The organism is Flavobacterium branchiophilum FL-15, assembly GCF_000253275.1.
Lineage (GTDB): Bacteria > Bacteroidota > Bacteroidia > Flavobacteriales > Flavobacteriaceae > Flavobacterium > Flavobacterium branchiophilum.
The window spans coordinates 432592-451792 of sequence record NC_016001.1 but is presented as its reverse complement, the minus strand read 5'-3'; the positions used below and the strand labels follow the sequence as shown (position 1 = coordinate 451792).

The following is a 19201-nucleotide window of genomic DNA, read 5'->3' as shown; positions in this document are numbered from 1 at the left end:
GGTATATAATTTATTCTTTTATAATTTTAATGATTTTCTCATTTTCATCTTGGTATTTTAATCTTATTATATAAACACCATTTGGAAATTTATTAAATGCTATATTAGCATTATTAAAATTCGATTGAATAATATAAGTTTCTAAAAGCATACCTTTTAAATCAAATAGTTCAATTAATTGTATCTTGGAATCCATAGTATCTTCCCATTTCAAAAAGAGTTCTTCTTTTACAGGATTTGGATAAAATGAAAAATTATCATTTGGATGAAATTTTTGAAAATCATTTTCTTTCAATTGATCTACATTTTTAGCAACGATATTTGCTTTAGCAAAACAATTTAAACAAAACTGCCTTGAAATCTGATTTCCAGCCAAATCATACTCAAAATGTATCTTTTGTTGAGCATGTATCATCAAAGTAGATGAAATAATAAGTAATAAAATTTTTTTTTCATAATAAATAAGGTTTAAGTTTTAAATTGTGAAATAAAAAAAAAGCGTGGCACTTCGCTTATTGTCATTGAGGTACTGGTATAACCTTGAGTACAAATAAACAAAGCCCACGCAAAGCATGGGCAAAGTTTATTCCTGTACTCAAAATTATGAAAATTACCAGTTTTCAATTGACAAGAATAAAGCAATGCTTTATATATTTTAGTAAAGTAAGAGCCTTTTAAATATTTTGGTTCAAATATAATAAAAAAAATAATAGATAAAAAAATTATTTGACACATATTTTTATTTCTCTTTTTTAATTTTAATCTCTTTTACTTTAAATTATCGTTTCAGGAACCAATTTAATCCTAGCCCTCAAACATCTCGAACGCATTGGCGAACACTGTACAAACGTAGCCGAATCGGTTTATTTTATGATACACGCCACCTCTATACGGCACGAAAAAAACATATAATTCGTATTGCCTCATCAAAAAAAGCCCTCCAAACCAATGATGTTTTGAGGGCTTTTTTAAGCTGAAAGCGTGTTTAAAAAATTATCTTTTTTTCAAAATTAAACCAAATGTATTTATAATACCAAATATATTTATAAAATAGTCCAAAGATGCGTAGTTATTTTTAAGAAAAAATTTAAAAAAAATCGTTATATAGCCAGACAACAACACTGTTTTTTTTGAATAATACAACAAAAAACAACCATCCACACAAGGGCATGCCGCCAAAAAAAAGAAAGCCCCCACGCCCCAAACCCTTCAGGCGGGGCTTCCTTTTTTTGCCGTCGGGCTATCACGAGCACATGGTGCCTTGCGCTAATCCCTCATGCGGGCAACCCCCAACAGATAGCCTCCATTCACCAAAGTTTTTTTTAAAACTTCTTTCTTTTCGTTTTCACTTTGCCTTTCCAAAACAAAAAAAGCCACCATGCACACTTTGCGGCACAGTTTTGCTACCCATTTGTTAGAAAATGGTACCGATGTGCGCTATATACAGAATTTTCTAGGACATTCTAGTATAAAAACCACGATGATTTACACCCATTTAACCCGCAATGTGGTGGATAAAATAGAAAGTCCTTTAGATAAATTAGTAAACAATGCGAATAAAAATAAAAATTTGTAAAAAAATAATAGGTTGTTTTAAAAAAATTTATAAATTTGACAATTATAAAATAAAACAACAAATGATTATATTTAAGTTTTTGCCAATCAAAAATATGTTAAAAACGCAAAAACTTTCGAATATCTACTAGTTGGAGGAAACCATTGAGCTACACGAAACGCAAAGAAACCGCATAAAAAAATAAACGAACAAGAAAATTATTATATGATGTCAAAAATATATTTAACAATCTTTTTTTTAATTATCTCTTTACCAAAAAAACTGTTTTCACAAACAAGTTTTAAAGGTACAATAGTGAACATAAACAATACACCAATAGCATCCGCTGAGATTTTATTGCTGTCCAAAGAAAAACAAATGTTAAAATCTGAATTATCTGATAGTAATGGTTTTTTTGATATGGATGTTAAGAATGGGAATTATACACTTCAAATCAATCACTGCGGAATTCTTTTGTTTTCAAAAGAAATTATTATTAATGAGAATTTGGATTTAGGTATTATTAAACTAGAAAAAATTCAAATCTTAGAAGAGGTAACAGTCCAGGCAAAAAAGCAATTATTCAAAAGAGAATTTGACAAAACTATATTTATTGTAGAAAACAGTCCTTTAAAAGAGGGTTATAATGCATTAGAAGTTCTTCAACGATCACCAAAAATAAAAGTAAACTCGGAAGGAGGTATTTCTCTTAAAAACGGAAATCCATCAGTGAATATAAACGGAAGAAAATTAAATTTATCTAACAACGAATTATCAAACTATCTAAGTAGCTTAAATTCAGAAACAATTAAACAAATCGAAATTCAGGAGACTGGCTCTGCTGAGGCTGATGCAAGTAATATTGGAGGGACAATTAACATTGTAACCAAAAAAATACCAAAAGGATTTTCCTCTTTAAGTAAAGGTTATTTAGGTTACAAGGAAAAAAATTTTCTGAAATATCAATTTGGAAACTCATTACTATATGGTTCAGACAAATGGAATCTATATTCAAGAGTAAACTATACAGATAATGATGATAGAGGAAAAGTCAAGTCAATAGCTACTATTTTTAATACAAACGTTAAGCAAAAGAATGAAGGTTTTTTTATCGAAAGAGATAAAACAACAACATTAACAAATGGATTTGTATTTTATCCAAACAAAAAAAACGAATTTGGTGTCGAATTATTTTTTAATAAACAAAATAAAGAAATTGATTCAAACAAAGATTTGAGTATCTATAATAGCGACATACTTGAAACCTCAAGTATAAATCAATCAAGTACAGACATTAAGCAAAATGTATGGTACAGCACTTTTAATTATACACTTAAAAAAGATACCCTTGGAAGTACCATTAAATTTATCGGGGACATTGGTCAAAATAATATAGACAATACAAATAATATCGTTGTCAATTATCTTTTAGGTAATTTGAGTAATTCAAATTCACGTTTTATTGCAAACGGTGTCGCAAACTATAATACGTTTCAATTAGATTGGAAACAGAACACATCAAAAAAAGGTAACTTTTCTACAGGAATTAAAAACAATTTTATAAATAGGAAAAATACATTAATAGAAGAATCTTTCATTGGAGACAATTGGCAATTGAATCCTAGTGGTTTTCAGAATTTCACTAATAGAGAGAATATATTTGCAAGTTATTTTACATTTAATAGAAAATGGAAAGAAAACAATAATATAAAATTTGGTTTAAGAATTGAAAACACTAATGTCAATGGGTTTAATAAAATCAACAACGAATCTGTAACGCAAAATTACACGGATTTTTTCCCGAGCTTCTATTATGGATATGATTTTGGTAATGATAAATATATATCGTTTACCTATTCAAAAAGCATCCTAAGACCCTCTTTCAAAGATTTGAACCCATTTGTACTCAAACTTGATGATTTCTACTATCAAAAAGGCAATCCCGATTTAAAGCCTCAATATTCAAATAAAATAGATGTATCGTATCAATTAGAAAATCATGAAATTTCATTCAACATAAATTTTGTAAATGACCTTATTGCTCCTGCATACACCTTATCAAATGACAATGTTAGAATTTATCAATCTCAAAATTTTGGGAATGAAAACAACTACGGCATTAGTTACGATTACTCTGGAGATTTATCAAAATGGCTTTTTATGAATTTTACTTTTAGCACCAAATATTACGAATTCAACTCGAAGAATGATTTTTTGAAAACTAATAAATTATCTTTTGTTAATAATATTTACGCTAATATAAAACTCACCAAAACAATCTCAATTGATATTTTTAGCGTTTACTTTAGTAAATTCCAATATCATGTAGTTGATGATATGGGGTCTTATAATTTTGATGTTTCAATTCAAAAGAAAATATGGAATGCCAATGGTTTAATCAAGTTGTCCTTTTTTGACGTTTTTGATACAATGAGAGCTCAAAATACTGCAAACTATGGGAATTTTGAATTTGAATTCTTTCAAAAAAGATTAACACAATCCGTGGCTTTATACCTTCAATACAAAATAGGGAATAATAAAAAAGTAAATGACAAATCTGTTCGTTCTGAAAATCAAACCAGACAAAGACTATAACAAAATTACAATGGCGGAAATCGAAAAGCCATCAATGAGTAGATGTAACCAAAAAAACCTTTTAAAATGAAAGATAAAAAATCATTTAAAGACCTTGTAAAGCAGATGGAATCTTTACAAGAAGACCAACAAGGTAAACTTAAAGGAGGCTTCTCTTCTTATAGTTCAACTAATTCAGCGTCTTACAGACAAAGAAGTAATTCTGTTTCTGTATCTGTCGGAGGAGACCCTTGTTCTTGTAGTTGCTCTTGTGGTGAACTAGTAGCACTAGCATAATTTAACATTATGTAAGAGGGGAGACATCAACTCTCTCCTCTTTTAATGTGTTTTTATAATTGAAAAAAGCAAAATACTAACCTTAAAAAAATAAAAATGAAACTAAGTAAATTCAATACATCTATTTTTTATGATGAAAAATACATTTACCACAATTCTTTTACCGAGAATTTTTTATTATTAGAGCCATTACTAATGGATTTAATAAATGCTGCACAACTAGAGGATAACGCTATAGGCATAAACGAAGTTCACCCTGAATTGTACGATTCGCTTGTTGAAAATGGCTTTATACTTCCGAAGGAAGAAGACGAAATACAAAAAGTTAGAGAACTTATTAAAGAAATTGACGATAATGACGAGTTATTTAGCTTGATGATTTTACCAACGATGAATTGTAATTTTAAATGCTGGTATTGCTACGAGTCGCATATAAAAGGATCTAAAATGACAGAATCGGCAGTAAATGACATCATATTGCTTATCAATAATAAAATTAATACAATGGAAAACTTAAAGTATTTCCATCTCTCATTTTTTGGTGGTGAACCGCTATTATATTATAAAGATGTAGTACTACCAATTGTTGAGCATACCCATCGTTATGCAAAAGAAAAAGGAATAAGCCTTTATACCCACTTTACAACAAATGGTTTCTTAATAAATGATGAAATGCTTATAGATTTAGTGAAGTATCAAGTTAATAGTTTTCAAATAACTTTTGATGGCAACAAAGAAAGTCATGATAAGGTTAGATTTGTTAACAAAGAGAGAGGTTCGTTTGATGAAATCGTTTCTAACATTAAAAAATTAGTAAAAAACAAAATTAAAGTTACATTAAGAATAAATTATACTTCCGAAAATATATCAGAACTAAATAGTATTCTTCTATATTTTGATGATTTAACAGTAGAAGAAAGAGGCCTGATTACTTTAGATATGCAAAAGGTGTGGCAAGAAAGTAATACAATAGGATTATTTGAAAAAGCTAAACAAATTAAAATTGAATTTTTTAAATTTGGATTTAAGTTACCTCAATCAAGTTCATTAAACACTTTGAGAAATTCTTGTTATGCAGACAAGAAATATCAAGCGGCAATAAATTACAACGGGGATGTATTTAAATGTAACGCTAGAGATTTTAACAAATCTAATAGAGAAGGAACTCTTAGTAATACTGGCGAAATTGAATGGAACGAGAAGTTTTATGACAGAATGGACATCAAATTAAAAAACAAACCTTGCTTAAAATGTAGCATCTTGCCTATTTGCGGTGGTGCTTGTAGTCAATATGCCCTAGAACGCAAGGATACCGATTTTTGTATTCATAATTTTGACGAATCAAAGAAAAAAGATGTAGTATTAGAAATGTTTTTAGAAGGAGAACTATCCAATGTTTAAATTTTATCCTCAATATGATCAAATGGACTGTGGTCCTGCCTGCGTAGCAATGGTTGCTAGTGCATATGGCAAAAACATCAATTTGCAGTTTATTAGAGAAAACACTTTTATATCAAAAGAGGGGGTTTCTTTATTAAGCATAAGCGAGGCTTCAAAAAAAATCGGATTTGATACTCTTTCAACAATAATTTCGCTTCCAGAAATTATTGAACAAAAAGACCTTTTCCCTGTAATTTTACATTGGAATCAAAATCATTTCATTGTACTCTTGAAAATCAGCAAAAGTTTATTTGGAAGTAAAAAATATTTTCACATTGCTGACCCAGCACATGGTTTAATAAAATTAAATGAACTGACATTTAAAAAATCATGGCTCGTAAATGATGACAAAGGAGTTGTCTTGTTCCTATCTGCAACCGAAAAATTTTATACCCAAATTTCAGAAAAAGAACAAAGCCTTGATTTAAAATATATATTTGGTTTTCTAAATCCATATCGAAAACAAATTGTAATAATGTTCTTACTACTATTATTAGGCAGTTGCTTGACACTAATCTTTCCGTTTTTAACCCAAAATTTAATAGATAAAGGCGTTAATGCCAAAAATCTGAATGTAATATCAATTATTTTATTTGCACAATTATCACTTTATCTTGGTTCTTTAATTATTGAAATAATCAGAAATTCAATTATGCTTTATGTTGGAACAAAAATAAGTATAACTATTATATCTGACTTTTTAAAGAAATTATTAAAATTACCTGTCAAATTTTTTGACACCAAAATGATGGGAGATTTTAACCAAAGAATCCAAGATAATGAAAGAATTGAAAATTTTTTAACTTCTCAAAGTTTAACTACTTTTTTTTCTATTGTAACATTTTCTGTGTTCTTTGGTGTTCTTTGGTATTATAATTATAGAATCCTGATAGTCTATTTAGTTTTAACAATTCTTTCCATATTTTGGTCTTTACATTGGTTAAAAAAAAGGAGAATATTAGATTATTATAAATTCCAACATCGAAGTGAAAATCAAGAATCCATCTACGAAATAATCAATGGAGTCACAGAAATGAAAATTAACCAGTTTGAAGACTTTAAACGCAAAGAATGGGAAGGTATTCAACAAAAACTATTTAAAATTAATATTAAAATATTGAAACTTGACCAATTACAACTTTCAGGTTTTGACTTTATAAATCAGACAAAAAATATTTTAGTAACCTTTCTATCTGCCCTATTTGTTATAAAAGGAAAGATGACGTTAGGAGAACTTCTAAGTGTATCATATATTGTTGGACAAATGAATTCACCAGTAAACCAGTTAGTGAATTTTTTTCGATCATTACAAGATGCTAAGTTAAGTTTAGAAAGACTAAATGAAGTTCAGAATCATCCAACAGAAGAAATAGGCACAAAAAATAATCTAATTATAAGTAATAATATTTCAGATAGCGGAATAAATTTTAAAGATGTTAGCTTTCAGTACGAAGGTCCAAAATCTCCTTTTGTTTTAAACGAGATAAATTTAAAAATTCCCGAAGCAAAAATAACTGCAATTGTAGGATCTAGCGGTAGTGGTAAAACCACTTTAATGAAATTATTACTAAGGTTTTATAGTCCGACGGAAGGAGAACTGTTTTATAATGACGTAAACATAAACAGTATATCTCCGAATGATTTAAGAAAAAATTGTGGTGTGGTTATGCAAGACGGTTTTATATTTTCCGACACAATCGAAAGAAACATCGCCACAGGCGATGAAAACATAAATAAAGAAAAGCTTCAAAAAGCCATAAAAATTGCAAATATCGAAGAATTTGTAAACTCGTTACCACTTGGCTATAAAACCAAAATTGGAGCATCTGGCAACGGAATTTCAGGCGGTCAAAAACAAAGAATCTTAATTGCAAGAGCCGTATATAAAAACCCTCATTACATATTTTTTGACGAAGCAACATCAGCACTCGATGCCGAAAACGAAAAAATAATACACAATAATTTACAAGATTTTTTTGAAACAAAAACTGTAGTAATAATTGCACACCGTTTAAGCACCGTTAAAAATGCCGACCAAATAATTGTTTTAAAAAATGGTCAAATTGTAGAAATTGGAAAGCATGAGCAATTAGTACAAAGCAAAGGAAACTATTACAATTTAGTTAAAAACCAATTAGAGTTAGGAAATTAACAAACAACATTTTATATATTTGTAAATTAATCATTTAAACTAAATATTATGGCATCAAATACGGAAACAGGACACAACAAAAATATAACCAATTTTGAAACATTAATCATTGCTTGTACAGGTTATGGAACACCTTATAATCCGTCAAATCCAAACATCACTATTCCAATTTTAACAACGCAACATGTAGTAGCTAAAGCATCTGTAAAAGAAGTTAAAACTACTGAAACCCCATTTAATAGTGTGGAAGGGCAAAGAAAAACAATTTTCAAACCCTTAAAACCAACTTCAACCAAAGTATTAAATGCCCTAAAAGGAGCATCAGCACCAACAACAGTTATAGCAGATGCCGAAACCATAAACCGAAAAATTCAAGGAAAAAGAGCAGACAATACAACAGAAGAAGTACCAACAGGAGAAACCCCAAGCGATAAAAATTCTGTATCTCAACAATCTTATGATATGCAAATAGACCATTTCGAAAAATTAATTGAATTGGCAGATGTTGAACCAGTTTATAATCCAAACGAAGAGCCACTAAAAATTGTAAATCTCACCGCCTACAAAAAAGACCTTGAAACCATAAACACAGCAGTCAAAACAGCCTATATTCCATATAAAACAGCAATGCAAACAAGAGATATAAAACTTTATGCACATCAAACAGGTATAGTAGACACTGCCCAAACTGTAAAAAATTATGTAAAATCAGTATTTGGAGCAACAAGTCCACAGTATAAACAAATAAGTGGTCTGAAATTCACAAAAATTAAACCATAAAACAATGAATAATTTGAGATAGCACTAACTTAACTTACGATATTCTAAACTTAATGTATGATATTTCTAACTTAATATAAGAAATTTTAAACTTAACTTATGATATTCATAACTTAATGTTTTATATTTCTAACTTAATATAAGAAACTTTAAACTTAACTTATGATATTCTAAACTTAATGTATGATATTTTTAACTTAATACAAGAAGTTTCAAACTTAACGTATGATATTCAAGACTGAAAAAAGGATATAGCAATATGAATAAGGTTAGATAGTATAATTGAGAAATTATGGCTTCCTCCAATCGAGTAGACTGCCCTGCCAGAAACTAGCAGGGAGAGCCTCTCAAATGTTTACATTCACGAAATCCTAAAAAAACAAATAAAACTTTGAGTACACCACCGAGCATACGGGTCACGTACTCGGCGGTTCGCAAAGAGATGGGTTGAGTTGGATGTAAAGCTCTGTTAATGAAACGTATCCTCGTTTCTTCAAGCGGTTTAACGTAATTCTATTTCTTAAAAAAAATATTTTCTAAAATTGTAACATCAAATATTAATCAAAAACTAAAACAAATATTTCGTATTTTTGCACAACTATTTTAAGCGATGAGTAAGAAATTAATTCGATTTGATTGGGCAATAAAACGACTTTTGAGAAATAAAGCCAATTTTGTGGTGCTTGAAGGTTTTTTGAGTGAATTGTTGTTTGATAACATCAAAATCGAGCAAATTCTCGAAAGCGAAAGCAATCAAGAGTATGACGATGACAAATTTAATCGGGTTGATATTTTGACGCATAACTCTAAAAATGAACTGATTATCATTGAATTACAATCTACTTATGAAATAGACTATTTCCATCGAATGGCTTATGGTGTTTCTAAATCCATTTCAGAAAACTTAAAACTTGGTCAGAAATATTCAGAAATTAAAAAAGTCATTTCAATAAACATAGTTTATTTTGACCTCGGACAAGGGCAAGATTATATTTATCGAGGTAAAACTGACTTTAAAGGTTTGCATCAAAACGATGTTTTGGGATTATCTGAAAAACAAAAACAAACTTTTTTAAAACAAGAAGTTGCTGATATTTTTCCTGAATATTATTTATTGAAAGTAAACCAATTTAACGACATTGCAAAAGACACGCTTGACGAATGGGTTTATTTCTTGAAAAATAGCGAAGTAAAAGACAACTTCAAAGCTAAAGGTTTGAAAGAAGCCAACGAAGTCTTAGACATCATGCGACTTCCAAAAGATGACCAATATGGTTATAATAGATATTTAGATAGTTTGCATTTAAAAGCAAGTGAAGTTTTTTCTTTGCAAACTGAGGCGGAGTTTAAAGTAAGAGAAGAAGAAAAAATAGAGATTGCAAAAAATGGAATTACTAAAGGATATAGTAACGAAATAATTGCTGATTTAACAAGTTTAACAATTGAGAAAATACAAGAATTGCGAAACGAAAAGAGCAATTAAACCTTCTGCCAACAAGCGTTTTGCAAGATTGCGGGCTAAGTGCTTTTTTAGAAACATTTGTGCTTAATCAAAGTTTAGGTGTTTTTAGAAACTCTTGTGCTACTAAATCCGCCACATCGCCAAGCCACAAACCGTCAGGCTGTAAAAAAAACCTGTTTATTATCCAAAAAATCAAAAAAAACGCTGGTTTTTGAATGTAATAGAAGCCATTTGCGAAAGGGTTATTTTTAAGCAGCATTATTTTGTTGCCAAATAATGTGGGCTGTAAAACGATCTTTTGAGGTGGGTTAGGGTAAAAAAAACTATTTTATTTCATAGTTTTTTATTATTTTTGAAAAATATTTAACGGCAGTTTTTTCACAGACTGTCGTTAGCAGAAAGCTTAGAAAAACTGAACGTGAAAAGGAAATTAACTAAAATTTGAAATTATGTTAGAATTACTTTGGGGAATATTAAATATTTCAATACTTTTCTACTTTATAATTATTTGCTTTAAAGTAATTAAAATTGTCCGTGAAAATCTTGGAGGAATTGCTACATTAATTTTTGTTCTTGGACTAATGTCATTTATTGCTAAACCAAACGTTGAAAACAATAAAATAAAAATTTTTGAAGTTAAAGATGAAAGCAAAATTGTAGGTAAAGAAAAAATTAATGGTCATATCTTTACTGAAGATATAATTTTAGAAAAAAAATTAGCAACTACAATTAGCGCAACGATTACATTTAAGGAATATGATCAACAGGTTAGAATTATAAATGCCTACACAATGATGACAGGATTTGTAAGCGGAATTGATTGGAAAGCATCAAACGTTCACATTACAAAGAATAATGACAATTCATATAATTACCAAATAATTGGAACAAGAGATTGGAGAATATTAGGAGTAAGAATTTATACTAATATGGAAGATTACAAAGGAAAATTTAAAATTTAATAATAAAGCCATCTGCCAACAGCTAGCCTTTCATTGCATCTGCAAGCCGAGCAATGAATTGTAATCAACGAATACCTACAAAAAATATTGTTTAATAGTTAAAATCGTGTTGAACTAAACCGATTACATTCACGCCCCTTATGGGTTTATCGAAAAGTTTTTTGTTAGCATTTTAAGAGGATTTGGTTCCTCTTTTTTATAACTATTTATTTACACCTACAAGGTTTTGGAAACCTTGCAGGTGGGATAACGTAATTCGCCACTCCCACACAAATTCCTTCGCATGCTTATCAAAAATTCCTTAAACATATTACATGTTTAAATATACAAAAAATAATAATAAAAAACACTATTTTATCTTATTTATTTATTATTTTTGAAAAATATTTAACAACAGTTTTTTCACAGACTGACGTTGGCGGTAATTTTATGACCAACAGTACTTAACATACAGAAAAGAGAAAAAATGAGGAATTTATTTTACCTATTTATATGTGGACAATTTTTAATTACAAGTTGTAATTCTAAGAAAGAAGAATTTACATTAATTGGGAAATGGCAATTAACCAAAACAATTAGCGGAAATGGAGGTGGAAAAAATTATCAATCGGATGTATCTAACGGTAGAATATTTGAATTTAAGAATAATGGAGAAATATTAGACAAATTAGGGCTAATAGGTAAATATCAAATTGATTCAACAAAAACATATCTTCAAATTTCTTTTCCAAATTCAGAGGTTGAATATTTTAACTACTACAGCGAAGAAAACAACTATAATAAGATGACTTTAAATCCAGTAAATTCAGAACACCAACTTATTTGTGATTGTGGTTGTTCAGAAATCTATAAAAAATTAAAATAAAATGAAAACAATATTTACACTTTTACTTTTAACAATTTTTACCCAAACATTTGGACAAAATTCAATTTCATATTTGTACAAAGGGAAAATTGATGGAAAAATGCCAATTACAATGTATCTAAAATCAGAAGACAATGGTTGTACTAACAAATTAAATTACCAAGGAATGTATAAATACAACAATGTAAGTAATTGGTTGCAGTTAGACATTTCTCAAAATGAGAAAGACCAGTTTATATTTACGGAATATGATTTTACAGGTGTTTTGATTTTACAAAAAACAAAAGATGGATTTAAAGGAATTTGGATAAGTCCAGACACAAAAAAGCAACTTAAAATGGAACTTAAAAAGGAAATCTTAACTGAAAAGGAAAAACAAATCTATGAAGAAAAATTTGAGAAAGTAAATTATGAGAACTACGACTGCTAAATAAAAACTACCGCCAACAGCTAGAGTTTCGTTGCGGCTGCAAGCCGAGCAATGAATTGTAATCAACGAATACCTATAAAAAATATAGTTAATGAGTTAAACTCGTGTTGAACTAAACCGATTATATTCACGCCCCTTATGGGTTTATCGAAAAGTTTTTTGTTAGGATTTAGTTCCTCTTTTTTATTTCTATTTATTTACACCTACAAGGTTTTGGAAACCTTGCAGGTGGGATAACGTAATTCGCCACTGCCACACAAATCCCACCGCATGCTTATCAGAAATTCCTTGATTATATTGCATGTTTAAATGTACAAAAAATAATAATAAAAAACAATATTTTATCTTATTTTTTTATTACTCTTTTTATTATTTTTGAAAAACATTTAACGGCAGTTTTTTCACAGGCTGGCGTTAGCTACAATTTTAAACTAAAATCAGGTTATGAACTATATTCAAATTTCAGAGTATATAAAATAAAATTATCTAAAATCATTAGAAAATTTCGAAGTTAAAAGCCTAAAAGATATCAGCCGTTTTCACGATGAATTAATTAATGTCAGAACTAATACCCAATATACATATAAAATTGCCTAATCTATTGGTTCTTTTTTGCTAAAATAAGTCAAAAAAATAGTTCCGTAGCCCAGCTATGCAACATTTTTTTTAATTTTTTCTAAAAAAACCACACATCTTTGGACTATTTTATTAATATATTTGGTATTATTTAAAACAAAAACTTACTTTATTATTAAATACAAAAAACCCTCCAAACCAATAAATTTTGCAGGGCTTTTTTGTAAATATGAGCTATTTATTTTTTCTTGTTTTTTTTCGATTTCTTATTTTTTTTCGATTTCTTTTTCTTGGCAGCTTTTTTCTTGGCTTCTTTTTTGGCTTTCTTTTTAACTTTCTTTTTGGATTTATTATTTAGTTTAGTTTTCTTTTTTTTCTTGTTTTTTTTCCCTTTTTTAGCTTTTTTAACTTTTGATTTTTTCTTTTTCTTTTTTTCTAGTTTTAACTCCTCGTCTTTTATTTCTGACAATACCTCGTCTAAAGTATCAACAGGAGTGTGTTCCTGCATTGGAGCTGTTTCCATTGTTTCGACAACATTTGATTCCGTTTCGGAAACTTCTACTGTTTGTTCAAAATCTGTACCAGCCGCTTCATCAACTAGATTTTCTATTACTTCATTTGATTCTGATGCTGCTAAAACCTCGGTTTGTTCTTGGTTTGTGCTGTTTTTTACGTCTTCTGTTAAGTCGTTTTGAATCTGATTTTGTTCTTGCTTATTACTTTTTCTCATATCCGATAATTATTCAAAGATTATTTGCTTTTAATGGTCATACAAAAATAAACATTCTACAAACTCATGCGAACTTTAAAGATCAAAATATTAAAAAGATAACATATTATTAACCATTACATAACATTAAATTAATATTAAAATAATATAAAATTTTAAAAATTGATGGTAGGGTAACAATTTTAAAACATTTAAACGGAATTGTTTTTCTAAATTTGTAATACATAAGCTCGTAAATAAGTATAGTTTCAACCGAATTTTAATTACAAATAATTATTAAAAAAATGGTAACAAATGAAAAGTATAAGACAAATTGAATTAGTTGTTTTGAGTGATGTACATTTAGGAACTTATGGATGCCATGCAGAGGAGTTACTCGATTACTTGAAGTCCATCAATCCCGAAACATTAGAATATAAAAATATGTAATTTTTTTGAATTCAAAATAATAAAAATTTTACATTTATTCATAAAAATACAACATAATTTACATACAACTGCTATGTTGGCAACTAAATAGGCAAATACCTAAAAACTCCAGTTTTTGTAATCACTAGATTGCTCCAGTTTTTCTTCAAGCGTGTTTGTTAATTTTGAAAAAAAATCAATTCCAGTTTTAGCCTCTATCTCATCTACACTTACAACGTATTCATACAATGCTTTATTACTGGATTGATGAGGAACTAAAAAAGCAATCATTTGGTACTGATTATTTTTTTTAGTCAACAATATTTTATAAAAATATTTAGGAACACTTACACCTTCTCTTCCTATTTTTTCTAAGCCCTCTTCTAAAACACCACCTGTAACCACATATATATTGCCATATTTTTCAGACCAATAACGCACTTTTTGTTCCAATCTGTTCCAAATGCCATCATTAAAATCATGTTTTTGAGGACTAATATTTGAGGTATAAAAAGTATCTTCAAACGCTTTAAAATCGAAAGCCATGTCTGCAGCAGCACATAAATGGCCTTTATCATAACCCGAATTTTTATAATTTTTCCAACTGGCCGACCCACTTTCTACCAATGGATCTTCTTCAAAATAAGGTCGGTTGTAGTGTTTATTAGTTACTTTTCCGTGCAGCTGATAGGCAACCCATTCTGCTTGCTCGTGTGCCTCTTGATAAGATAGTGTATAATACCGGTGCGATATTATTTTTCCAGTTGTAGAGGTAGGCAATAGATCTATATTATTATCTGTGCTTAACCGCAATTCTTGACTATCCGTCCCAACTGTAGGATCGGAATGAACTTCTTTGCAAGAAAACACTATTGTCAGAACGCTCATAACAACGAGACATCTTTTTAAATTCATTTTTTATTATATTTGAAATTATTTTATTTAGCTTTGCCAAAAATAATAAAATAATTAGTGCCGTTCTAAAAAATTATTCAAAAATAAAGGAATACCACTAGTATCAAAAAATAATTTAATAATTTAATACAAAACCAAAAATGAAACCAACAAAAGCAATACTTTGGGGTTTACTCCTTTTTTCGACAGTTACTTTTGCTCAAGACCTTACTTCAATTAAAGCCACAGACAGTTTGAAAGTGGATAGTGTGTATGTAGGCTTTGGCTCGAGCAATCAGAAAAACAATCAAAAGGAAATAGACAGGGAAATGGCTTATGAAAAACAGCAGCGAAAAGCCGAAAAAGCCAAAGAAAAAGCCGAAAACGAGGCCAAAGATCGAGAGCGTGATATGAAAAAACAAGAACGCAAACTTGAAAAGCAAGAAAAAGAATTGAAAAAAATGGCCAACAAGCAAGAAGCCATAGCCGATGCTGAGCAAGAGGTGTCCAAAGCAAAAGAAAAAGTGCAAGAAGCCCAAGAAGATTTAGTCAAAAAAACGGAAAAATACGAAAAAAACCTTAAAAAAGGCAAACTTTCGCCCAATGATATAGCTGATTTTGAAAAAGATAAAAGCAAAAGATTGGAAAAAATTGAAGATTTGAAAAAGAAAATTGAAAAAGCTGAAAAAAAATTATCTAAAGCTAAAAATTAAATTTTTTCATTCCTAGATTAAAAAAAAAGACGGTTTTTATAGCCGTCTTTTTTTATATCAAATCATTTTTCAACTGAATTTTGTAATGTATTTCTGTACCAATTTATCCGTTTTTTCGTTTCTAATTTTTTGTTCCAACTGAATTGGCGCTATTGCCCGTTCTGCACAATCTTTTACACTACATGTTTCGCAAGTTACCCCTACAATTTGCTTGCTCAACTGCTTACTGTCCATAAACTTAAATTTCTTTTTGAGCGATGCCGAAATTAAAATTCCTACCGAAATACTTCGCATATAATCTTTTTTGAAAGGGTCTGGCGTTGCAGACGAAAACACCAAATATTCGTTGTTGCTGTTTTCATAACTCGAAATTTGGGCATCAAAATAGTGTGTTTTTTGTTGTTTTAATGCTTCGTCTATACTACGAATAGACACCCAACGCCTACAATAATGCTCATTCATTTCGTTGGCATGTGGTTCTTGTTGGTTTGTAATGTGCAACTCTTTTTTAATTTGATAAGTATCTGAACCTATTTTGTGCGACATCCGCAAGAAAAACAAATTTTTTATTTGAAAATCTTTAGGCAAAATATTAGTCAAACGTTGATAAAAAGATTCAGGCGACACCTCAAATCGATTGACTAAAGCCACCATTTGTGCAGGTTTTGGAGCTTCTTTTTGCAAAAACACATGCAGTTCGTTAATCAATTTATTTCTAGGAATTAATAATGCTCCCGCAAAATAGGACGCATAAAAATTATTTAGCACCTGATCAAAATTATCAAATTTTATCCAACTAAAAGTATAAAGTCTTTCTTTTATTTCTAAATAATTATAAGCAATTTCTTTAGCTAAAATAAAAGCTTTTTGCGATTGATCGATATTTTCAGACACCAATAATGTTTTACTTTTGGGTACATATATAGATCGTAAATCGGCCAACTCCTCTGTTTCCGAAAAAACAATGTCTTTTATAGTATAACTGTATTCTTCTTTCAAAATAGCAGTCATTTCGGCTAAAGTAATCTTGTTATCCAAATCAATTCTAAAGGATTGTGAAAAATCAATTACTTTTTGTTCTAAATCCTCAAAATAATTGTTATGAGCCTCTTGATAAGACCGCAATGAGGCCAAAAAGAAACTTTCTCGGGTTAGGTTATAATGTTGAGAAATTTCGATAATAGTACTGATGAATGCCGTAACTTTTGCAGGAGCATTGGCAATGATGTCTATCAAATCGGCTTCTTGAATGCCAAATAATTCTAAAGGAATTTCTTTTAGAATTCCTGATCGAAGTATTTCGCCTATTGGTGCCAAGTTGTTGTCCAGTTTGAGCGAAACCATGTTGTCATAAGGCACTTCTAACTTTTCTGCAAGCAAAATAATTTTATCCGTTTTAGGGTATTTCTTTCCCTTTTCGATTTCGTTCAAATAGGATTTGGACAAATCGGTAATTTTGGCTAACCCAAACAAAGACAGGTTTTTATCTGTCCTGGCTTGCTTCAATTTGAGGCCAAAAATAAGCTTAATATAGTCTTTTTCGATATTCATAATTCAAAGATACACTATCCAAACAAAGTATGCAAAAAAAATATTTTAAAAAAATAGCGAACGTACGCTTGTTTATTAAAAAACTTTTTGTAATATTGCACCATCAAACAATAACAATTATTTAAAACATCTTATTAATAGTTAATTTTAATTCATTATAAAATGGAAAATACAGAATATTACACAACAAATATGTTAAATTTTTCAGAAGAAACTATTTCTAAATACCCTGAAATATTAACAGACGAGGCTTTAACTTTTTTGACTTTACTACACGAAAATTTTAATGACAAAAGATTGGCTTTGTTGGAAGAACGCATCAAACAACAATTTCTTTTTGATGATGGTGCACTTCCTGATTTTCCAACAGAGACTTTAGACATCAGAATCTCTGAATGGATAGCAGCACCAACACCAGCCGACTTATTGGACAGACGTGTTGAAATCACAGGGCCTGTGGACAGGAAAATGGTTATTAATGCTCTCAACTCTGGTGCTTCGACTTTTATGGCCGATTTTGAAGACAGTACATCCCCGTCGTGGAGCAACTTGATGGAAGGTCAAATTAATTTGAAAGATGCCGTAAACAAAACCATTAGACTTGAAGATGCTAAACGAAACAAGACTTACAGCTTGAACGAGAAAACTGCCGTTTTGATTGTTAGACCTAGAGGTTTGCATTTGCCCGAAAAAAACTTGTTGTATAACGACAAAGAAACTTCTGGATCGTTGATGGATTTTGGATTATACTTATTTCACAACCACAAACAATTGGCTCAAAATGGTACGGGACCTTACTTTTATATCCCAAAATTAGAGCATTATTTGGAGGCCCGTTGGTGGAACGAAGTGTTTGAATTTGCTCAAGATTATTTGAATATTTCAAGAGGCACTATAAAAGCCACGGTGTTAATAGAAACCATAACAGCTAGTTTTCAATTAGACGAAATTATTTATGAATTGAAAGACCATATTGTGGGACTCAATTGTGGACGTTGGGATTATATTTTTTCTTATATCAAAAAATTAAGAAAAAACCCCGCTTTTATTGTTCCAAATCGCGACCAAGTTACCATGACATCGCCTTTTATGAGTGCTTATTCGCAGTTGGTTATACAAAGATGTCATAAACGAAATATTCATGCTATTGGTGGAATGGCAGCTCAAATTCCAATTAAGAATGATGAAGAGGCAAACAATGCAGCTTTTAACAAAGTTAGAGCAGACAAAGAACGGGAAGCCACAAACGGGCACGATGGTACCTGGGTAGCACATCCTGATTTGGTAAAAGTAGCTATGGAAATTTTTAACGAAAAAATGCCAAATGCCAATCAAATTGAGGTTAAACGCAATGACGTAAAGGTAACGCAAAATGATTTGTTAGAAGTGCCATTGGGTACTGTTACAGAAGAGGGGGTTCGTAAAAACATCAGTATTTCTATCCTATACATTGCCTCATGGTTAAGCGGACAAGGTGCTGCGGCCTTGCACCACCTGATGGAAGATGCAGCAACTGCCGAAATTTCAAGATCCCAATTATGGCAATGGCTTCAAAACGAAGTGGTTTTGGATAACGGTAAACCACTTAACGAGAAATATTACGACTGGTTGGCCATTGAGGAGTTTAATAAAATAAAATCGATGGTTGGCGAAGAAAATTACGAAAAAGGCAACTATAAATTAGCAGAACAATTGCTTGATGTATTGGTTATCAATCCCAATTTTATAGACTTTTTGACTATTCCAGGCTATAAATACATTTAATAAAATAAAACCATTATAAACACACATTATTTAAATATTAGTACCATT

The 19201-nt window shown here is 29.9% G+C and carries 16 protein-coding genes and 2 pseudogenes; 14 read left to right on the top strand and 4 right to left on the bottom strand.

The window, feature by feature from the left end; genetic code table 11:
* Positions 1-10 precede the first annotated feature (10 nt).
* Positions 11-415, bottom strand: coding sequence for a T9SS type A sorting domain-containing protein (locus tag FBFL15_RS01950; protein WP_044032047.1), 405 nt, complete (start codon positions 413-415; stop codon positions 11-13).
* A 362-nt stretch (positions 416-777) separates the two neighbouring features.
* Between FBFL15_RS01950 and FBFL15_RS17195 the strand changes: the two genes are divergently transcribed.
* From FBFL15_RS17195 to FBFL15_RS01900, 11 genes and pseudogenes are all read left to right on the top strand, one after another.
* Positions 778-912, top strand: coding sequence for a PhoU domain-containing protein (locus tag FBFL15_RS17195; protein ID WP_083839286.1), 135 nt, complete (start codon positions 778-780; stop codon positions 910-912).
* Positions 913-1375: 463 nt separating this feature from the next.
* A pseudogene (locus tag FBFL15_RS01945) lies at positions 1376-1576 on the top strand (tyrosine-type recombinase/integrase); the annotation flags it as partial.
* A gap of 357 nt (positions 1577-1933) precedes the next feature.
* Positions 1934-4150, top strand: coding sequence for an outer membrane beta-barrel family protein (locus FBFL15_RS01940; protein ID WP_158309082.1), 2217 nt, complete (start codon positions 1934-1936; stop codon positions 4148-4150).
* A 66-nt stretch (positions 4151-4216) separates the two neighbouring features.
* Positions 4217-4426 (top strand): hypothetical protein, encoded by a 210-nt coding sequence (locus FBFL15_RS01935; RefSeq protein ID WP_014082992.1) that lies wholly within the window; start codon positions 4217-4219, stop codon positions 4424-4426.
* A gap of 96 nt (positions 4427-4522) precedes the next feature.
* Complete coding sequence (locus FBFL15_RS01930) at positions 4523-5827, top strand: radical SAM/SPASM domain-containing protein (RefSeq protein WP_014082991.1); 1305 nt, start codon at positions 4523-4525, stop codon at positions 5825-5827.
* A complete protein-coding gene (locus tag FBFL15_RS01925) occupies positions 5820-8018 on the top strand; it encodes a peptidase domain-containing ABC transporter (protein ID WP_044032043.1) in 2199 nt (732 codons plus the stop codon). The genes FBFL15_RS01930 and FBFL15_RS01925 overlap by 8 nt, the downstream gene beginning before the upstream one ends.
* A gap of 48 nt (positions 8019-8066) precedes the next feature.
* Positions 8067-8798, top strand: a complete 732-nt coding sequence (locus FBFL15_RS01920; protein ID WP_014082989.1) for a hypothetical protein — start codon at positions 8067-8069, stop codon at positions 8796-8798.
* Positions 8799-9408: 610 nt separating this feature from the next.
* Complete coding sequence (locus tag FBFL15_RS01915) at positions 9409-10281, top strand: Rpn family recombination-promoting nuclease/putative transposase (protein ID WP_014082988.1); 873 nt, start codon at positions 9409-9411, stop codon at positions 10279-10281.
* 428 nt (positions 10282-10709) lie between these two features.
* Positions 10710-11222 (top strand): hypothetical protein, encoded by a 513-nt coding sequence (locus FBFL15_RS01910; RefSeq protein ID WP_014082987.1) that lies wholly within the window; start codon positions 10710-10712, stop codon positions 11220-11222.
* A gap of 466 nt (positions 11223-11688) precedes the next feature.
* The gene (locus FBFL15_RS01905; RefSeq protein WP_014082986.1) at positions 11689-12087 is read left to right on the top strand and encodes a hypothetical protein; all 399 of its coding nucleotides are present in this window, start codon (positions 11689-11691) and stop codon (positions 12085-12087) included.
* Position 12088: 1 nt separating this feature from the next.
* Positions 12089-12517: a hypothetical protein gene (locus tag FBFL15_RS01900; protein WP_014082985.1), complete on the top strand. Its 429-nt coding sequence runs from the start codon at positions 12089-12091 to the stop codon at positions 12515-12517.
* Positions 12518-13331: 814 nt separating this feature from the next.
* Here FBFL15_RS01900 and FBFL15_RS16450 read toward each other — a convergent pair.
* Positions 13332-13823, bottom strand: a complete 492-nt coding sequence (locus tag FBFL15_RS16450; protein ID WP_014082984.1) for a hypothetical protein — start codon at positions 13821-13823, stop codon at positions 13332-13334.
* A 294-nt stretch (positions 13824-14117) separates the two neighbouring features.
* On the opposite strand from FBFL15_RS16450, the pseudogene FBFL15_RS16290 reads away from it, so the two are divergent.
* Positions 14118-14234, top strand: a pseudogene (locus FBFL15_RS16290) (UDP-2,3-diacylglucosamine diphosphatase); the annotation flags it as partial.
* A gap of 117 nt (positions 14235-14351) precedes the next feature.
* Here FBFL15_RS16290 and FBFL15_RS01890 read toward each other — a convergent pair.
* Entirely contained in the window at positions 14352-15119 is a 768-nt protein-coding gene (locus FBFL15_RS01890; RefSeq protein WP_231847482.1) for a DNA/RNA non-specific endonuclease, read from the bottom strand.
* A gap of 167 nt (positions 15120-15286) precedes the next feature.
* Between FBFL15_RS01890 and FBFL15_RS16445 the strand changes: the two genes are divergently transcribed.
* The gene (locus tag FBFL15_RS16445) at positions 15287-15838 is read left to right on the top strand and encodes a hypothetical protein (protein WP_014082982.1); all 552 of its coding nucleotides are present in this window, start codon (positions 15287-15289) and stop codon (positions 15836-15838) included.
* A 69-nt stretch (positions 15839-15907) separates the two neighbouring features.
* Here the strand turns inward: FBFL15_RS16445 and FBFL15_RS01880 are convergent, their stop codons facing one another.
* The gene (locus FBFL15_RS01880) at positions 15908-17389 is read right to left on the bottom strand and encodes a helix-turn-helix domain-containing protein (RefSeq protein WP_014082981.1); all 1482 of its coding nucleotides are present in this window, start codon (positions 17387-17389) and stop codon (positions 15908-15910) included.
* A gap of 162 nt (positions 17390-17551) precedes the next feature.
* Between FBFL15_RS01880 and aceB the strand changes: the two genes are divergently transcribed.
* Positions 17552-19153, top strand: a complete 1602-nt coding sequence (gene aceB / locus FBFL15_RS01875) for a malate synthase A (RefSeq protein ID WP_014082980.1) — start codon at positions 17552-17554, stop codon at positions 19151-19153.
* The last annotated feature ends 48 nt before the right edge of the window (positions 19154-19201 follow it).